Origin of the sequence: Streptomyces sp. HmicA12 (genome assembly GCF_000373565.1) — a bacterium.
Classification (GTDB): Bacteria; Actinomycetota; Actinomycetes; order Streptomycetales; family Streptomycetaceae; genus Streptomyces.
In genome coordinates this window covers 1-16,520 of the sequence record NZ_KB891811.1, presented here as the reverse complement: position 1 = coordinate 16,520, position 16,520 = coordinate 1, and the positions used below count along the sequence as shown (strand labels likewise).

Sequence of the window (16,520 nt, the reverse complement as noted above, 5' to 3'; positions counted from 1 at the left end):
GCCGGGCCACCGCCTTCCCGCCCTCCCCTGCTCCGGCCCACATTTCGGCCGGTAGACACATCTCGTTCTCCAAGGAGCCGCCCCATGAGTCCGACCGAAAGCACACCCGCCCGCCACATGTCCCGCCGCACCCTGCTGACCGGCACGGCCGCTGCCGCTGCCGCCGTCACCCTCAGCAGCCAGCTTGGTGCGGGAACAGCTCACGGTGCCACTCCCTTCATCAAGGGCGCTGACATCAGCTGGGCGGCACAGATGGAGGACAACGGCTATACCTGGCGCAACAAGGACGGCGTGGAGCAGGACCTGCTCACCATCCTGAAGGCCTACGGAATCACCGCGATCCGGCTGCGTACCTTCGTGAATCCGTCGGACGACCCGCACGACGGTCACTGCTCCATCGAAGAGACCGCCGCGATGGCGCTGCGCGTGAAGAACGCCGGCATGCAGGTGATGATCAGCTATATCTTCGGCGACACATGGAACTCCGTCGGTAAGCAGATACCGCCCGCCGCCTGGGCGTCGATGACGTACAGCCAGATGCGCGAGGCCATGGCCGAGTACGTCTACCACTCCATGAACGTCCTGAAGTACTACCGGGTCAGCCCGACCTGGGTGGCGATCGGGAACGAGACCAACTCGGGCCTGTGTAAACCCACAGGCAGTGTGAGTGCACCGGCACAGATGACCGGCCTGCTGATGGCAGCGCACGAGCAAGTCAAGTACGTGTTCCCGAGTGCACTGACCCTGGTCCACCTGGGGCAGCCGCAGAACCTGTCGAACGTGCAGAACTTCCTCAACGCCTACCAGGACAACGGCGGAGAGTGGGACATCACCGGACTGTCCTCGTATGCACAGGGCGGCAACGTGCCGACGGTGCTGAGCAACATGGAGACCATCCAGTCCACCTACGGCAAGCCGGTGATGCAGGTCGAATACGGCGGTCCGTTGGGCAAGCCGACACAGGTGCGCGATTCGCTGAGCGCCTTTGTCACTGGTCTCAAGGGCTTCGGCGGGCTGGGCACCTTCTTCTGGGAACCGGAAGGCTACGCACCGTTCATCGGGGACTACAACAGCTGCGCTTGGGATCCCACCACGCGGCGCCCCACCGCCGCCTTGGACGGTTTCCTCAACACATAGGGCAGCAGGGCTGAATCGTACGGCCCCATCTGTGGAGAGACCCATGTCACACAAGGGTTCACCGGGCTTTCTGTGATCCGAGGGGCCGCGCGCAAGTCCCCCATGTGTAAGGGACCGGATCTATGAGACGTGGGTGTGCCGGACGGCATCCGGCACACCCACGTCCCCCCACACGCACATACGACTGCAAGGAATCTGAATCATGCGACACAGCACGCGCCGACACAGGAGTCGGCGCAAGAGCGTCTCACTCGCAGCGGCGAGCGTCTCGACGCTTGTTGTTGCGGCGTGGGCGATAGGAGTGCAGGGCAACGCATTTGGTACCGAAGGGACGGCATCTGCTTCAGGAGGGACCGCCGCTGAGGAGGCGTCGCCGTCTCCGGCTGCGGAGAAGTCACAGGAGTGCGGTGCGGGCGACTACCAGGCGGAGGTCGCCAAGTCGGGAGACACCTGGACGGCCCGTCATGGCGACACCGTCGTCTATACGGGGGACGACATGTTCGCCGCCATGAACGCCGGCCTGAGCAGCCTGACTCCCAACCGCACGGCCAAGGAGCGCCTGGTCGTCCGCGGCTCCGGGACGATCAGCGCGTCGGAACGGCTGAAGCTGCCCAGCTAGACCGTCCTGGATGTCTGCGGCACTATCAACGCGACCGGGGCCGTGGCCACCGATACTGGGCCCATCTACTCCAGGGACACGCACGACGTCGAGGTGCAGCACGCGAAGATCACTGGTGCGCCGATGTACGGGATGTTCTTCCGTAGCGTCAGCAACCTCATCCTGGGGCAGATCGACATGCGCCTCAGCGGCGGCCTGGGTATCCGGATCGACAACGGTGGCAAGACGGCACCCGCGACCAACACTCGGATCGACAACGTATATGTCTCGGGTGCCAGCTCCCATGCGGTTGAGACCGCCGGCCTGGACGGCGTCACCATCGGCACGGTGACAGCACGAGACGTGGGCGAGGCGGGGCTGCTCCTCAACACCACCACGAATGCCGAGGTGGGCACCGTGGACGCCGACAACGTCGGAGCCGGAACCGGCTACGCCGCCTTCCGGATGGCCAACCGGAACGGCCGGATCGGCGACAGCTACGAGGCCAACATCCACGTGAAGCAGGTCATCGCACGAGGAGGAGGCCGTGGCATCTTCTGCGTCTCCGAGAGCGGGGGCGCGGTCATCGATCGCGTCGACATCGCTGACACCGGCAACAACACCATCCTGATAGAGAACTGCTACAACGTCACCATTGCGACGGAGAGCGGCACTGTGTCAGGACCTGGAAGCATCCGCATCGCGGCCCGCGACGAGTTCGCGAATACGAGCGACGTCACGCTGGAGAATCTGAGCGTGACCGACTCTTCCATCTTGGAGAGCCCGTGCGCCGAGAACACGGTCATCAAGAATGTCGAGCTGGTGAACACCACGAAGGACGTCTGCTGACCCTTGACGGGAGGTAGGCAGCGGCGGGTCCGGCCCGTGGGCCGGACCCGCCACACCTCAGACCACGCTCCGAGTCGTAGGGCTCGGCCGAGCAAGGGCTCTTTCACGCGGACTCGCGCCACAGCGGTTGTGGCGTGACGGTGCGGACGATGGACTCGTGAGGCCCGGCATCCTGTGTCTCCAGGAGCGTGTCGACGATGCCCGCAGCAGTCTTTGCCAAGGCCAGGCGGTCGATGGACAGCGTGGACAGTGAGGGTGTCGTGACGCTGCCGAGGGAGAGCCCGTCGATCCCCACAATGCGCACATCATCCGGTATTGACACACCGAGGGCCTGGGCGCCGTGCACGGCGCCCATCGCCATGAGGTCGTTGAACACGAGTACCGCATCGAGCCCGGGGGAGTCGTTCCACAACCGCTGGAAGCCGTCGGCGCCGCCGCGCATCGACTCCTCGGCCAGGACGATCGAGTCGAGGGAACCGGGGCCTGCGAGCTTCTCGTAAGCGCGTCGCCGCTCTGTGGGCTGATAGGGGCCGGGTTCGGTCGCGGTGTCGGATTCGATAAGGCCGAAGCGGGAGGCGCCGCGGTTTCTGAGTTCGGTCAGCAGCGCCTCGATCCCGTGCTCGAAGTCGAGGTCGACCGAGTGCAGTCCGGGCACCGCGGCAGTTCGCTCGAACATCACCACGGGGACCCCACGGGCGGCGGATGCGAGGGAGGCCTGCTCGGGAGCGACGAAGTAGCCGAGAATTGCGTCGACTTGGCCCGCCAGTGTGGAGATCAGTTCCAGATCGGTGCCCTGCTCGCGGGAGCATACGACCACTTGCCAGCCGCGTGCCGTCGCGATGTCCAGGACCTCTGCGGCCAGTTCCGTGTAGTACGGGTTGCGGAACGACGCGATCACCAGTCCGATGGCATGACTTCGCTGGCTGGAAGCGAGGTTGCTGGCGAACCGGCTCGGCCTGTACCCCAGCTCTTCCGCCGCATCCAGCACACGCTGCCGGGTTGCGGGGCTGATCTCCGCCATGTCCTTCATCGCGCGGGTGACGGTCTGGCGTGAGACTCCGGCCGCCCGGGCGACGTCCTCGATCGTGATCCGCTGTCTGGCCATGGTCTCTCCCCGTTGGTGGACGACGCTCATTATGCAGGCGCTCAGAAGGTCAACTCCCCATCCGAGCATCAAGTATTGACGCTGCCGACGCACGGACGTAACGTCTCCGCGAGCCTACCGTGAACGTTCACGTGAACGCTCACGGGTCGGAGAACTCGCCTGCGAGTCGCACGAGGCCTCCGCTCATCCGATCGATTCACCGCCGAATCATTAAGGGACACCCATGAGAGGTCGCACCCCGCGTCGGGGCCGTTGGACTGTGCTGGCCGCAGCCGCTTTCACCCTTGCCGGAAGCCTCACCGCATGCTCGACGTCCTCCAGCGACGTCAGCAGCGACAGCAAGCAGACGATCCGCTTCGTCTGGTGGGGCAACGAGGACCGGGCCCAAGTCACCGAGAAGGTGGTGGCCCGGTTCGAGAAGGCACACCCCAATATCAAGGTCCAGACCGAATTCAGCGGTTACCCCGCCTACGTACAGAAGCTGACCACGCAGATCGCCGGTGGCAACGCGCCCGATCTGCTGCAACTGGACCGCCCGACCTTCGGCGAGTATCAGCAGAAGAATCAGCTCGCCGACCTGACCCCGTACGTCGGTAAGGATCTGAAGACCGAGGGGATCTCCGACAATCTTCTCGCGGGTGGTAAGGCGGCCGGCAAACAGTACGCGATGCCCGCAGGCCTGACGACGCAGCTGCTTGCCTACGACAAGGACCTGTTCAAGAAGGCGGGGGTGACCGTCCCCGAAGACGGTTGGACCTGGAAGCAGTTCGCCTCCGACATGGCCAAGGTCGAGGCCAAGAGCGGCAGGGCGGGGACCACGGACTTCGGTTGGGCCATCGACTGGTTCGAGAGCTGGCTGCACCAGCACGGCAAGCAGCTCTACACCAGCGACCGCAAGCTCGGCTTCACCGAGAAGGATCTCGCGCAGTACTGGAACATGCTGGCGGCGATGCGCAAGGAGAAGGGTGTCACCGGGGCCCAGGACACCACCAAGATGGATGGCTCGGCGCAGAACTCGGCCCTCGTCGCGAAGCGGTCGGGTTCCGAGATCGCCTACGACTCCAGCGTGACCAGCTACGTGTCGACCTACTCGGGAACGCTTGGTTACGCACCGCTGCCGAGCGACAGCAAGACGGAAACCGGCATGGCCGCCCTGCCCCCCGTCTACTACGGCATCGCCAAGACCTCTTCTCACAAGGACGCCGCCGCGCTGCTGCTCAACTTCATCCTCAATGACCCCGAATCGGGCAAGGTGCTCGGCACCACCCGTGGCACGCCGCCCAACTCCAAGGTCGCGGCCAGTGTCTGCGCCAAGGCCACCGGAGCTGACAAGCAGGTCTGCGACTTCCAGTCCAAGGTGTCGGACAAGCTCAGCCCCTCCGACACCTGGCTCTGGCCCAGCGGGAGTTCGGCCGTCAAGACGGACTTCCAGCGGGTCTACGACGACGTGATCTTCGGCAAGACCAGCGTGTCCGCAGGTGCCGCCAAGGTCGTGGCCAATGCCAAGCAGTCCCTCGGACAGTAAGAAGTGCGCCCTCCCCGCGGTCAGTCGCGACCGCGGGGCGCAGAAAGGATCACGCGATGCCCACCATCGCACGGGCTCGCTCAACGGGAGAGCGAGTCAAGCCACCCGTGTCCAAAGAGGCAGCTAGTCCACGCCGGCGGGCGCAGCGGAGCGGAGCGGCTTACGTCTTCTTGTCTCCCTGGCTCATCGGCGCCTCGCTGCTGACCATCGGCCCCATGCTGGCCTCGCTTTACCTGGCCTTCACCAACTACGACCTCTTCAACACGCCGCAGTGGGTCGGCCTGCAGAACTTCGAGCGCATGTTCACTCAGGACGACCGCTACTGGAATTCCGTCGCGGTCACGGTGAAATTCGCGCTCGTCTCTGTCCCGCTCAAGCTCGCCGTAGCCCTGGGCATCGCGCTGCTCCTCAACAAGCAGCGCCGCGGAACCGGCTTCTACCGCTCCGCCTTCTATGCGCCGTCCCTGCTGGGCGCCAGCGTCAGCGTGGCCCTCGTCTGGCGCTCCCTGTTCGGATCCAACGGCTTCGTCGACCGGTTTCTCGGCATCTTCGGCATCCACGTCGGCAGCATGGTCGACCAGCCCCGCTACGCGCTGCTCACCGTGATCGCACTGGCCGTCTGGCAGTTCGGCGCACCGATGGTGATCTTCCTCGCCGGGCTGAAGCAGGTGCCCAAGGAGCTGTACGAGGCGGCGTCTCTGGATGGCGCCGGACCGGTCCGGCGCTTCTTCGCCGTCACTTTGCCCATGATCACGCCGGTGCTGCTGTTCAACCTCGTCCTGGAGATCATCCAGGCGTTCCAGTCCTTCACCGGAGCCTTCGTCATCGGCAGCGGACGCGGAGGACCCAGCGACTCCGCGCTCCTGTACACCCTGTACCTCTACCAGCGCGGCTTCAACAACTTCGAGATGGGCTACGCGTCGGCCATGGCCTGGGTGCTGCTGATCGTGATCGCGGTCATCACCGTCCTACTGTTCCGCAGCTCGCGGAAGTGGGTCTTCTACGCCGGGGAGGGCAACCGATGAGCGTCCAGGCCACTACCCTCGCACCCTCCACGACGACGACCGGACGACGCGGACTCACCGTACGCACCGTGCTGTGGCACCTGGCTGTCATCGCCCTGGTCCTGGTGCTGATGTACCCCGTCGTGTGGCTCGTCTCCAGTTCGTTCAAGCCCGCGAGCGAGGTCTTGACCAACCTCTCGCTGCTCCCGAAGCACGCGACAGGCTCGAACTACAGTCAGGTGTTCGGCGGCGTCGCCGGTTACAGCGTCTGGCAGTACTTCGGGAACTCGCTGGCCGTCTCCGGCCTCGCGGTGATCGGCAACGTCCTGTCTTGTGCGCTGGCCGGATACGTCTTCGGCCGACTGCAGTTCCGCGGGCGCGGACCGCTCTTCGCCTTCATGATCTCCACGATCATGCTGCCGCACCATGTGGTCCTGATCCCGCAGTACATCATCTTCCAGAAGCTCGACATGGTGAACACCTTCTGGCCGCTCGTGCTGCCCAAGTTCTTCGCCACGGACGCCTTCTTCGTCTTCCTGATGGTGCAGTTCGTCCGCGGGCTTCCCCGAGAGCTGGACGAGAGCGCCACCATCGACGGCTGCGGCCCCTTCCGCACCTTCTGGTACGTGATCCTCCCGCTGCTCAGGCCGGCCGTCATCACGACGTCGATCTTCACCTTCATCTGGACCTGGAACGACTTCTTCAGCCAGCTGATCTACCTCAACGATCCGTCGAAGTTCACGCTCCCGCTGGCACTGCAGATCTACGTCGACCAGACCAGCCAGTCGTCGTTCGGGCCGATGTTCGCCATGTCGGTCCTGGCCCTCGTACCCATCGGACTCTTCTTCGTCGCGTTCCAGCGCTTCCTCGTCGATGGTGTCTCCACCTCGGGGCTGAAGGGCTGATCATGCAAATGACTGCACCACCAGCTGCCGGCCGCGAGCCGCGCACCGGCCTGCTGCGCTATCTGGAACTGCCCTCCGAAGTCCTGCTCATCGGCCTACTGGTGACCATCGCTTCCCTGCCTGTAGTGACCTCCCTCGCCGCGGCAGGCGCCGGCGCGACTTTGCTGCGGGAAATGACCGAGACGGAGCGGACCCCCACCGTGCGACGCTTCGTCGCCCTGCTGGGCACGTCCCTTCGGCAGCCGATCGTCCTGCTCACCCCCCTGGCCGTGGTCGCGGTGGCTGGCACGGATCTGTTGGCGCTGGCCGCCGGTGTGCCTGGAGGACGGCCCATCGGCCTCCTGACCGGCCTGGCCCTGATATTCGTAGTGATCATCGGCGTTCGCAGTTCCGCCAAGTGGCGCCCGGGCGCGACCTGGAGAGCCACCTTGGCGCGTGCCGCCGAGTCCGTGCCGGGCGACTGGCGGGGGAGCCTGATGCTGGTCGGTGCCGTCGTGGTACTCGGCGTCGTGGTCTTCGAGGTCCCCGCCTTCGCGCCGATCCTCCCCGGCCTGCTCGTGCTGGCTGCCGTCGCTGTGGAAGGACGGAGGACCAAGTGACCCGGACGGTCGTGCTCGCAGGGGCATCGGGATATGGGAGCACGTACCTGCGTGAGATCGCAGAGCTGGAAGCGCAGGGAGCCGTTCGTCTCCTGGGTGTGTGTGATCTGCGGCCGCTGGACGCGTACGCGGACCGGCAGTTCGGTGACCGGCCTTTCGATACCCGCCTAGACCGCCTGTTGGCGACAACCCACCCGGACCTGGCCATCGTCGCCACACCCATCCACACCCACCTGCCTTTGGGCCGACAAGTACTGGACGCCGACTGCCACCTGCTTCTGGAAAAGCCCCCCGTCCCGAGCGCCGCCGAGTGGCGTGAGCTCGTGACGCTCGCCCGCCACAAGGGACTGAGCTGCCAAGTCGGCTTCCAGAGCCTCGGTTCCGGGGCGTATGTGCGGCTCGCCGAGCTGATGGCCGCCGGGGAACTCGGAGAGATCCGTGGCATCGGATGCTACGGCGCATGGTCGCGCGATGCCACGTACTACCAGCGCGCTGACTGGGCCGGCCGACGGGAGCTCCATGGCGTCCCGGTCGCAGACGGCGCGCTGACCAATCCCTTCGCCCATGCTGTGGTCACGGCCCTGGCCCTGGACCGCAGCACCGGATGGGACGACATCACCACGATGGAAGCGGAACTCCTTCGAGTCCGCGACATCCAAGTCGACGACACCTCATGCCTGCGACTGAGGACCGGACGCGACACCGTGATCACCATCGCTGTGACCCTCGCCGCCGGGACGCCCACGGAACCGGTCATCGTTGTCCACGGCACTCGACGCAGGGCCGAGTTGCACTACACACGTGACCTCCTGGTGGTGGACGGGCAGCCCGAACACCACAGTCGTACCTCCCCGTTGGAGAACCTCCTCGCGCACCTGGACGACGGGGTGCCGCTCCAGTGCGACATCACGGCGTGCGGTGCGTTCACACGTGTACTCGAACACGTCAACGCCACGTCCGCCCCCCGGCTGATCAGCGAACGATGGCTCACGAACGACGGCGACGGGCCCCAGGGCCGCATCCGTATCCCGGGTGTGGAGCAAGCCGTGCGTGCGTCCGCCGAGCAACTGGCGACGTTCGCGGAACTCGCCGAACCGTGGGCGGTCTGAGCCCGGACGCACCCGCGCCGCGGGATCCTGCAGGTTCACGCCTCCGCTTGTCGTGAGGACTGCCGAATCAGCACGGCACCCCGCCCACGACGGCGACCTCGGACGAGAGGCCCGTCCGGGCGCCCCTCACCACTTGCACCACCGGGCGCTCCCCATCCAGTCATGCGCCGGCTGGCTGTGCGCGCCGTCCTTCATTGCAGCAACGACGCTCGAAGGGAACCATCCATGTCTTCTCCGATCGCCCGACGCACAGTCCTCGGCATCATGGGCGCGGCGGCGCTGTCGCTTCCGCAGGCCACTGCCGCTGTCGCCTCGGGATCCGCGTCGCCCACAGCCGGGCCCGACGTCACGCTCGTGGACAACGGCAGTTCCGTCACCCTGTCGAACGGCCTCATCCAGTTCACCGTCGTCAAGAGCACCGCGCGAATCACCGATCTGCGCCTGCTCTCCGGGCCCCAGGCGGACAGCAGCACCAACCTTTTCGCCGGTGCCCACGGCAACGGCTACACGGAGTTCAACTACTCCGGCGCGCCGAAGGCCGTGACCCTCACCAACGCAGTCTTCAGCGTCATCTCCCAGACGTCCGACCGGGTCGAGATCTCCATGCTCTCCGACGATCCCGCGCGCCTGGGCTTCTACGTGGACATCCGGATGGCCATCGAGCGCGGCCGGCCCGGCATCTACAACTACTGGATCGTCAAGTACCCCGAGGACATGCCGGACGGCCTCACCCTCACGCAACTCCGCTACGCCTACGCCGCGGACACGCCGGCCTTCCGCTGGTTCGTCGTGGACGACGAGCGCGGCATCCAGCAACGCCCGACCGCGGCCGAACTCCAGGATTCAGTCACTCTCCAGGACTCCACCAACGTCCTCCCCAACGGCACCCTCTACTCCAAGTACCAGAACAAGTCGAACCTCGAAGGCGACAACCACGTCTTCATGATCTCCAACGGCAAGGTCGGACTGTCGCTCGTACAGGCCAGCAAGGAGTCCTTCGGCAGCCCCACGCGCCAGGAACTGACCTGCCACGACTACTACGACGGCATGATCCTTCTGTGGCACCCGATCGCGAGCCACTACACGGCGAACGTCGAGGTCTCCAAGGGCTGGGCGAAGGTCTACGGCCCCTCCTACCTCCACGTCAGCGGGGCCGAGGCCGGAGACGAGAGGGCGAACGTCGAAGCCCTCTGGAAGGATGCCAAGCAGGCGGCCACACGTGAGCAGGCGGAATGGCCGTACAGGTGGATCAGCGACCCGACCTACGCAGCAGCCGAGCGGTCCACCGTCACCGGCAAGCTGGCCGTCGCGTCGATGGGCACGGTCGAAAAGGGCTGGGCCCTGCTCTACCAGCCCGAGCCCGACCGCCAGTACCAGGACATCACCCTCGACGGAAGCGACTGGCAGTACACCGGCCGTGGCTACGTCTACGCCGCCAAGATCGCCCCCAACGGCAAGTTCACCATCCCCGCCGTCCGGCCCGGAACGTACACCCTCGCAGCATTTGTGAAGGGCGCCATGGGCGAGTACCGGCGCTCGGACATCAAGGTCCCGGCCGCAGCCGCTGTCAACGTGGGCACCCATGTCTGGAAGCCGTTCAGCCACGGCAAGACCCTCTGGCAGATCGGCACGCCGGACCGCACGTCCCAGGAATTCCACATCCATGGGGGCGACAACGGCTACTTCAAGTCCCTCACCTGGCTCGAGTACCCATACGAATTCCCCAACGGAGTCGACTTCAAGGTCGGTGTCGATGACCCGGCCACCGACTGGAACTACTTCCATCCCGCCGTCAGGACCCCGGGAACCCCCACCCAACTGCAGTGGCGCGGCACCACCCCGGACAGCACGCTCGAAGCCTGGAAGATCCGCTTCGACTCCCGCCGTTACCGGCGCGGCACCGGCTACCTCGACATCTCTCTGGCGGCATCGGTCTTCAGCACCTTGGCCGTGACTCTCAACGGAAACAAGATCGCCTCCTTCACTCCCGTCCCTGGAGTGCGGGGTGACGGCAGTTCGTACCGTCTCGCCGCTCGCGCGGCACACCGCCAGCTTCCCACCATCACGTTCCCCGCCAGCCTCATTCACGACGGAGAGAACGTCCTGACCCTCTCGCCCGTGAGCCCGGCCGAGGCGCCGACAGCCGACGACTGGATGCAGCCCATGTCCGGCGTCATGTACGACGCGATCAGGCTGCAGGTCGACCGGGCCTGACGACCCCGACCGCTGCCGTCCGGGGTGCTACCGGCACCCCGAACGGCAGCGGTCGGTCGCCCTCGCCGCCACGGGAAGCGCCGCTCGTGACAAACGCAATGAAAGAGCAGTGAATGTACGACTCCATCCGCCCGGGTCAGACCTGGCTGGACACCAACGGCAACCGCATCCACGCACACGCGGGTTCGTTGCTCTACGAGAACGACACCTATTACTGGTACGGGGAGAACAAGGAGCAGTCGAAACCGGACAACGACGTCTGGACGTGGGGGATCCGCTGCTACTCGTCGACTGACCTGTACAACTGGACGGATCTCGGACTCATCATCCCTCCGAATCTCGACGACCCGGAATCTCCGCTGCACCCTTCGCAGTTGATTGACCGCCCGCACATCGTCCGCAACCCGCGGACCGGTAAATACGTGTGCTGGCTCAAGATCATGGGGGAGGGCGAGCAACAGCTCTGCACCGTTCTCACGGCCGACTCCCTGCTGGGTCCCTACGAGATCGTGCGCACCGGATTCAGCCCGTTGGGGATGTACGCCGGCGACTTCGATCTCGTCGTCGACCCGGTCGACGGCAAGGGCTACTACTACTTCGAGCGGGTACACAGCGAGCTGATCTGCGCTGACCTCACCGACGACTTCACCGACGTCACCGGGTACTACTCGACGCACTTCCCCCAGCCCCACCCGCCGCTGGTACGCGAGGCACCCGCGTACTTCCGGCGGAATGGCAAGCACTACCTGATCACCTCCGGTACGACGTGGTACTTCCCGAACCCTTCGGAGGTGGCCGTGGCGGACTCCTACCACGGGCCGTACACCGTCATCGGAGATCCTCACCCGCAGGCAGTCACCCGCACTTCCTATCGGTCCCAGATCAGCTCGGTCTTCAAGCACCCGACTCAAGAAGACCTCTACATCGCCCTCGCGGACCGATGGCTCCCGCAACTGTCGGAAGACGAGTCGGACCAGAGCGCCCTCTTCTCCGAGCACTACTCCGCGAAGGTCGCGGGCAGGAGCGTCGAGCCACTGCCGTATCCGCAGGCCGACATCTCGGTCGCCGACTACGTGTGGCTGCCCATCCGCTTCGAGGGGGAGGCGCCGGTGATCGAATGGCAGGACGAATGGCGGATCGAGGACATCAAGCCGGGGTGACCGTCGGAGCGAACTCGGCGAGGTTTCAACCGCATTGAATCGCTCGTGTGCGGGACAGCGTTCCAGCGGCAGAAGTCGCCTATCGGAGCGACGACGGACCAGTACTCGGTGGTCGGCCTGCTTCATGGCCGGCCACCAAGCACGACTGCACGCTCGTCCCCCACCTGCCCGAGTCCGAGAGTCAAAACGAGGTCCGACGCTGAGGGACGGCGTGCGACTGATATGAGCTGACGAGCAGTGAGGATTACGTCAGGATGAAACCACGTGTGGGTATCGCGGACGTCGCCCGAGAAGCCGGCGTATCCATGGGCACGGTCTCCAACGTGTTCAACAGACCCGAGGTCGTCGCGGTGCGCACACGGAGTCGTGTGCTGTCAGCCGTAGAGCGCCTTGGATACGTACGCAGCGAAAGCGCCCGAGTCCTGCGTGGACAGCTCTCCCGCATCATTGCCGTCGTCGTCCACGACCTCGCAAACCCCTTCTGCATGACCCTCGTCCAAGGAGCGGAGGAAGAAGCGCGCAGAGCGGGGCTTGCTGTCATGGTGTACACGAGTCCTCGGGACGCCGTCGACGAAGCACGCTGTCTGGGCAGCCTGACAGAGCACGAGGTCCGAGGCGTGCTGATCACGCCGACGGACAATTCCGATTCCTTCACGGCGGCTCTTGAGCGAGCCGGCATCCCGTTCGTTCTGATGGATTGCGACCCGCGGCATGGGCATCCGCAGGCGTGTTCCGTCGCCGTCGACGACGTCACCGGCGGACGGCTGGCCGTCCAGCATCTCTTGGACGGCGGCCACCGCACCGTGTGCTTTATCGGCGGCCCCCAGCATCTTGCGCAGGTCGAACAACGTCGGGCAGGTGCGCGTGAAGCTTTGGCTCAGGTCGGCCAACCCGCCAGTGCTCTGAGGGAACTGGTCTGCCCAGCCATGACCGTCGCCGAGGGACGGGAGGCGGGCAGGCGCCTACTCGCACTTCCGGACAGGCCAACTGCCTTGTTCTGCACCGATGATCTGCTCGCTCTGGGAGTGCTGCAGGAGCTGAGTGAAGCGGGTCTGCGAGTACCGGACGATATGGCGTTGGTCAGCTGCGGCGACATCGATTACGCGTCCGCGGCAAGCGTCCCCCTCACATCGCTGATGCGTCCAGGCAGGATGCTGGGTTCCACAGCCGTTCAGTTGTTGGAGGCGGCTCCCCTTCTCCTTGAGGGTGAGCATGACCCCCGTCAGGTCGTCCTGACGCCCCAACTGACAGTGAGACGTTCCAGTTTGCGAGGCCTGCACGCCTCCGCAATCGGTTACTAAGCTGACCGCGACCGGGTCACCGATGGCTAGAGATCATTAATGGCGGGGGTTACGTGGGTGTGAGGTCGAGTCCGGTCTTGGCGACGTAGCCGTCGATGAGGCCGGGCCGGTACTGCATCTTCTTGAGCCGGGTCTTGATCAGAACGGCCAGCTGGTCGATACCCCGCTTGGCCAGGTTCGCCAGGGATCTCTTCAGGTGGGACCACACGGCTTCGACCGGGTTGAGTTCGGGCGCGTAGGGCGGGAGTTGGACGACCGTCAGCCAGTGACGGGCCGCAATGAGCTCCTTCATCCTGGCGCTGACGTGGGTGTTGAGATTGTCTCAAACGATCACAATCGGGCCACCGAGCTGCTGGTGAGCGGCGTCGAACAGGCGGGCATAGTCGGCCTCGGTGAAGCCCTTTCGTCGATGCCGACTGGGGCCGCGGTCGACGTGGATGCGGTAGATCAGACGGGCCCGGCGGCCCGGTTTGGTGCAGATCAGCGCGGCCATCGAGACGCGTTTGGTGCCCGCGGCCGTCACTTTCACGATGGGTGTTGTCCCTCGGCGGCCCCAGGTGCGTCCCCTGGGTGGCCTCAGTCCTTGGCCGGCCTCGTCCTCGAAGCAGACCCAGGCGCCCAGGTCTGCCGCCGTCCTTTTACGACGGGCCACTGCTCGTCCTTCCACTGAGCGATCTTCGCCTCGTCCCGCTCGGCCGCCCGGCGGGTGGGCACCTGCACGCTCCAGCCGATCCGGTGCAGCAGCAGATCCACGCCGGGCAGCGTGTAGTGCACCCCGAACCGGCGCCGGATCACCTCCGCGATCCGCGCCAGCGTCCAGCACTGATCCTCGTCCCAGCCATGAACGGCCGGACCGGCATCCAACTCAGCCTCCAGTACCCGCAGTTGTGCCGGGTTGAGTTTGCAGCGAGCGCCGCCCGCCCCCTTGGAGGCCAGAGCCTGCCGGCCGCCCGCGGTCAGGGCCCGGCGCCAGCGATTCACCGACATCCGGGTCACCCTGAAACGCCGGGCCACCTCCTGGTCGCCGACTCCAGCCTCGATCAACTCCGCTGCAGCAAAACGTACTTGTTCACGGCGGGTCCGCTCCTCAGCCGTCAGCCCACCGCCGTCGGGATACCTCATACCTCCGGCATAGCGAAGAACCCGCTACACGTCACCAGGCCGCGAACCCCCACCATTAATGATCTCTAGCGTCCGTCGGCGCGCTTCCGGGTGGCGATCACGGTGACGGCCGTGCCCGCCGTTCCGTACAGCGTGTACAGCAGGCCCTGGCCCAGGAGGTCGCCGCGCTTCACCTCCTGGGCGTACTTGAGCTGGTTGTACGTGGCCGTGCCGGTCGAATCGCCGCCGTGGACGTTGTAGTCGAGCGCGCAGGTATAGCCGTGCCGCATGGGGCCGGGGTGGTCCTCACCGTCCTCGCCCAGCTGGAGCCCCGGGCAGTCCGGGACGCCGTGGGCCGCTCCGGCCCTCAACAGGGTGATCACCCCCCACGCCAGCGGGACCAGGAAAAATGCGATGAACACTCCGCGCAACCTCACAGCGGCACCCTAGTGCCGCGAGCTTCTCGGCGAACTTTTCCGGTCACGGCACTAGTAGGACTCCGTTAGGTCTTCCGAATGGTCCTGATCAGGAGCATGTTGGATGGGTGGACGCACATGAAGTGAAGCGTGTCCGGGCGACGTTGGCGCTGTTCGTGGCGGATGTGTTTGCGTCGGTGTCGCGCAAGGACCAGCGGGCCAAGGGCGACTGCTATCTGCGGGGTCTGATGCTGGACGGGCGCCGCAAGTCGATCCAGGCGATGGCCTCGCGGCTGCCGGACGGTAACGAGCAGAACCTGCAGCAGTTCGTGAACCAGTCGACCTGGGATCCGGTGCCGGTGCAGCGGCGGATCAATGAACGTCTGCTGCCGCTGGTCAATCCGGTGGCCTGGGTGATCGACGATGTGTCGGTGCCCAAGGACGGCCGGATGTCGGTGGCCGTGGCCCCGCAGTACTGCGGGGCCCTGGGCAAACGCGCCAACTGCCAGGTCGCTGTCAGTGTCCACGCGGCGAGTGACACCGCCTCGTGCCCGCTGCAATGGCGACTGTTCCTGCCCGCCGAATGGGACTCGGACGACGACCGCCGGGCCAGAACCCTCATTCCGCCGGACGTCACGCACCGGGAGAAGTGGCGGCTGGCCCTGGAGATGCTCGATACCCTCGCCGAGTGGGGCATGTCGCCGCCGGCGGTGGTGGCCGACGCCGCTTACGGCACCAACGCCCACCTGAGGGCCGCCCTGCACAACCGCCACCTCGCCTACGTACTGGCCATCCGCGCCGATGTGACGGCCCATCCGTTCGACGCTGAGCCCGAGGCCCCGGCCCGCAAGGGGATGGTCGGCTGTTGGCCGCAGCCCCGCTACCGCCACCGGGCACCCTCCGTGGGAACCCTCGCCGCCGGGCTTGGGCGCCTGGCCTTCACCCCGCTCACCTGGCGCCAGGGCTCACGAGGCGAGTTGCGTTCCCGCTTCGCCGCCGTGCGGGTCCGGCCGGCCGGCACAGCCGTCGAGCGCCCGCTCAAATCCACCGCCTCGGCCGAGCAGGGCTGGTGGGACGGGATTCTGCCGGACTGCTGGCTGCTGGTCGAATGGCCCGCAGACGCGGAGACACCCACCGAGTACTGGCTGTCCAACCTGCCGGCCGACACTCCGGTCGCCGACCTGGTCACTCTGGCCAAAGTCCGCTGGCGCATCGAGCACGACTACCGCGAACTCAAACACGGCCTGGGACTTGACCACTTCGAAGGCCGGTCCTGGCCCGGCTGGCATCACCACGTCACCCTGGTGACCGCCGCCCAAGCCTTCCTCACCGAACAGCGCCTGTCCCCAAAAGTCCCCGCACCGGACTCACCCTCTACCAAGTCCTCGACGCCCTTCAGAACACGCTGAGGTGTTGGACCGGTATCTGCACCACCTGCCACCAGCCCCTACCGAGCCGACCTCCGAGAGCAAGACAGATCTAACGGAGTCCTACTAG

12 protein-coding genes and 2 pseudogenes are annotated in these 16,520 nt (G+C 65.8%); 11 read left to right on the top strand and 3 right to left on the bottom strand.

Features of this window, described 5'->3' with window-relative positions:
• Nucleotides 1-84 precede the first annotated feature (84 nt).
• Nucleotides 85-1,137 (top strand): glycosyl hydrolase 53 family protein, encoded by a 1,053-nt coding sequence (locus B072_RS0121515; RefSeq protein WP_018532044.1) that lies wholly within the window; start codon nt 85-87, stop codon nt 1,135-1,137.
• A 202-nt stretch (nt 1,138-1,339) separates the two neighbouring features.
• Nucleotides 1,340-2,584: pseudogene (locus tag B072_RS43675) on the top strand (right-handed parallel beta-helix repeat-containing protein).
• Nucleotides 2,585-2,687: 103 nt separating this feature from the next.
• Here the strand turns inward: B072_RS43675 and B072_RS43670 are convergent.
• On the bottom strand, nt 2,688-3,689 hold the full coding sequence (locus B072_RS43670; protein WP_043244422.1) for a LacI family DNA-binding transcriptional regulator: 1,002 nt from the start codon (nt 3,687-3,689) through the stop codon (nt 2,688-2,690).
• 259 nt (nt 3,690-3,948) lie between these two features.
• On the opposite strand from B072_RS43670, the gene B072_RS0121500 reads away from it, so the two are divergent.
• The 8 genes from B072_RS0121500 to B072_RS43665 all read left to right on the top strand — a co-directional run bounded on the left by B072_RS0121500 (nt 3,949) and on the right by B072_RS43665 (nt 13,506).
• Entirely contained in the window at nt 3,949-5,214 is a 1,266-nt protein-coding gene (locus B072_RS0121500) for an ABC transporter substrate-binding protein (RefSeq protein WP_018532040.1), read from the top strand.
• A 56-nt stretch (nt 5,215-5,270) separates the two neighbouring features.
• On the top strand, nt 5,271-6,239 hold the full coding sequence (locus B072_RS0121495; protein ID WP_051127253.1) for a carbohydrate ABC transporter permease: 969 nt from the start codon (nt 5,271-5,273) through the stop codon (nt 6,237-6,239).
• On the top strand, nt 6,236-7,123 hold the full coding sequence (locus tag B072_RS0121490; protein WP_018532038.1) for a carbohydrate ABC transporter permease: 888 nt from the start codon (nt 6,236-6,238) through the stop codon (nt 7,121-7,123). Before B072_RS0121495 ends, B072_RS0121490 begins: the two co-directional genes overlap by 4 nt.
• A gap of 8 nt (nt 7,124-7,131) precedes the next feature.
• Nucleotides 7,132-7,722 (top strand): hypothetical protein, encoded by a 591-nt coding sequence (locus B072_RS48260; protein ID WP_063746461.1) that lies wholly within the window; start codon nt 7,132-7,134, stop codon nt 7,720-7,722.
• The gene (locus B072_RS0121480; RefSeq protein ID WP_018532036.1) at nt 7,719-8,831 is read left to right on the top strand and encodes a Gfo/Idh/MocA family protein; all 1,113 of its coding nucleotides are present in this window, start codon (nt 7,719-7,721) and stop codon (nt 8,829-8,831) included. The genes B072_RS48260 and B072_RS0121480 overlap by 4 nt, the downstream gene beginning before the upstream one ends.
• A gap of 225 nt (nt 8,832-9,056) precedes the next feature.
• The gene (locus B072_RS0121475) at nt 9,057-11,045 is read left to right on the top strand and encodes a polysaccharide lyase family protein (protein WP_018532035.1); all 1,989 of its coding nucleotides are present in this window, start codon (nt 9,057-9,059) and stop codon (nt 11,043-11,045) included.
• A 113-nt stretch (nt 11,046-11,158) separates the two neighbouring features.
• Complete coding sequence (locus B072_RS0121470) at nt 11,159-12,205, top strand: family 43 glycosylhydrolase (protein ID WP_018532034.1); 1,047 nt, start codon at nt 11,159-11,161, stop codon at nt 12,203-12,205.
• Nucleotides 12,206-12,459: 254 nt separating this feature from the next.
• The gene (locus B072_RS43665; protein WP_043244396.1) at nt 12,460-13,506 is read left to right on the top strand and encodes a LacI family DNA-binding transcriptional regulator; all 1,047 of its coding nucleotides are present in this window, start codon (nt 12,460-12,462) and stop codon (nt 13,504-13,506) included.
• 49 nt (nt 13,507-13,555) lie between these two features.
• On the opposite strand, the pseudogene B072_RS49970 reads toward B072_RS43665, so the two are convergent.
• Together B072_RS49970 and B072_RS0121440 are read right to left on the bottom strand one after the other, a co-directional pair.
• Nucleotides 13,556-14,628: pseudogene (locus B072_RS49970) on the bottom strand (IS630 family transposase).
• Between the two features lie 65 nt (nt 14,629-14,693).
• A complete protein-coding gene (locus tag B072_RS0121440) occupies nt 14,694-15,029 on the bottom strand; it encodes a hypothetical protein (protein ID WP_018532028.1) in 336 nt (111 codons plus the stop codon).
• A 122-nt stretch (nt 15,030-15,151) separates the two neighbouring features.
• Here B072_RS0121440 and B072_RS0121435 point away from each other — a divergent pair, with 122 nt between their 5' ends.
• On the top strand, nt 15,152-16,432 hold the full coding sequence (locus tag B072_RS0121435) for an IS701 family transposase (protein WP_078506519.1): 1,281 nt from the start codon (nt 15,152-15,154) through the stop codon (nt 16,430-16,432).
• Nucleotides 16,433-16,520: the final 88 nt, after the last annotated feature.

Bases quoted from the DNA above. Each gene is read 5' to 3' on its own strand.
- B072_RS0121490 (WP_018532038.1), top strand. From the start codon at position 6,236: ATGAGCGTCCAGGCCACTACCCTCGCACCCTCCACGACGACGACCGGA.
- B072_RS0121470 (WP_018532034.1), top strand. From the start codon at position 11,159: ATGTACGACTCCATCCGCCCGGGTCAGACCTGGCTGGACACCAACGGC.
- B072_RS0121475 (WP_018532035.1), top strand. From the start codon at position 9,057: ATGTCTTCTCCGATCGCCCGACGCACAGTCCTCGGCATCATGGGCGCG.
- B072_RS0121495 (WP_051127253.1), top strand. From the start codon at position 5,271: ATGCCCACCATCGCACGGGCTCGCTCAACGGGAGAGCGAGTCAAGCCA.
- B072_RS43665 (WP_043244396.1), top strand. From the start codon at position 12,460: ATGAAACCACGTGTGGGTATCGCGGACGTCGCCCGAGAAGCCGGCGTA.
- B072_RS43670 (WP_043244422.1), bottom strand. From the start codon at position 3,689: ATGGCCAGACAGCGGATCACGATCGAGGACGTCGCCCGGGCGGCCGGA.
- B072_RS48260 (WP_063746461.1), top strand. From the start codon at position 7,132: ATGACTGCACCACCAGCTGCCGGCCGCGAGCCGCGCACCGGCCTGCTG.
- B072_RS0121515 (WP_018532044.1), top strand. From the start codon at position 85: ATGAGTCCGACCGAAAGCACACCCGCCCGCCACATGTCCCGCCGCACC.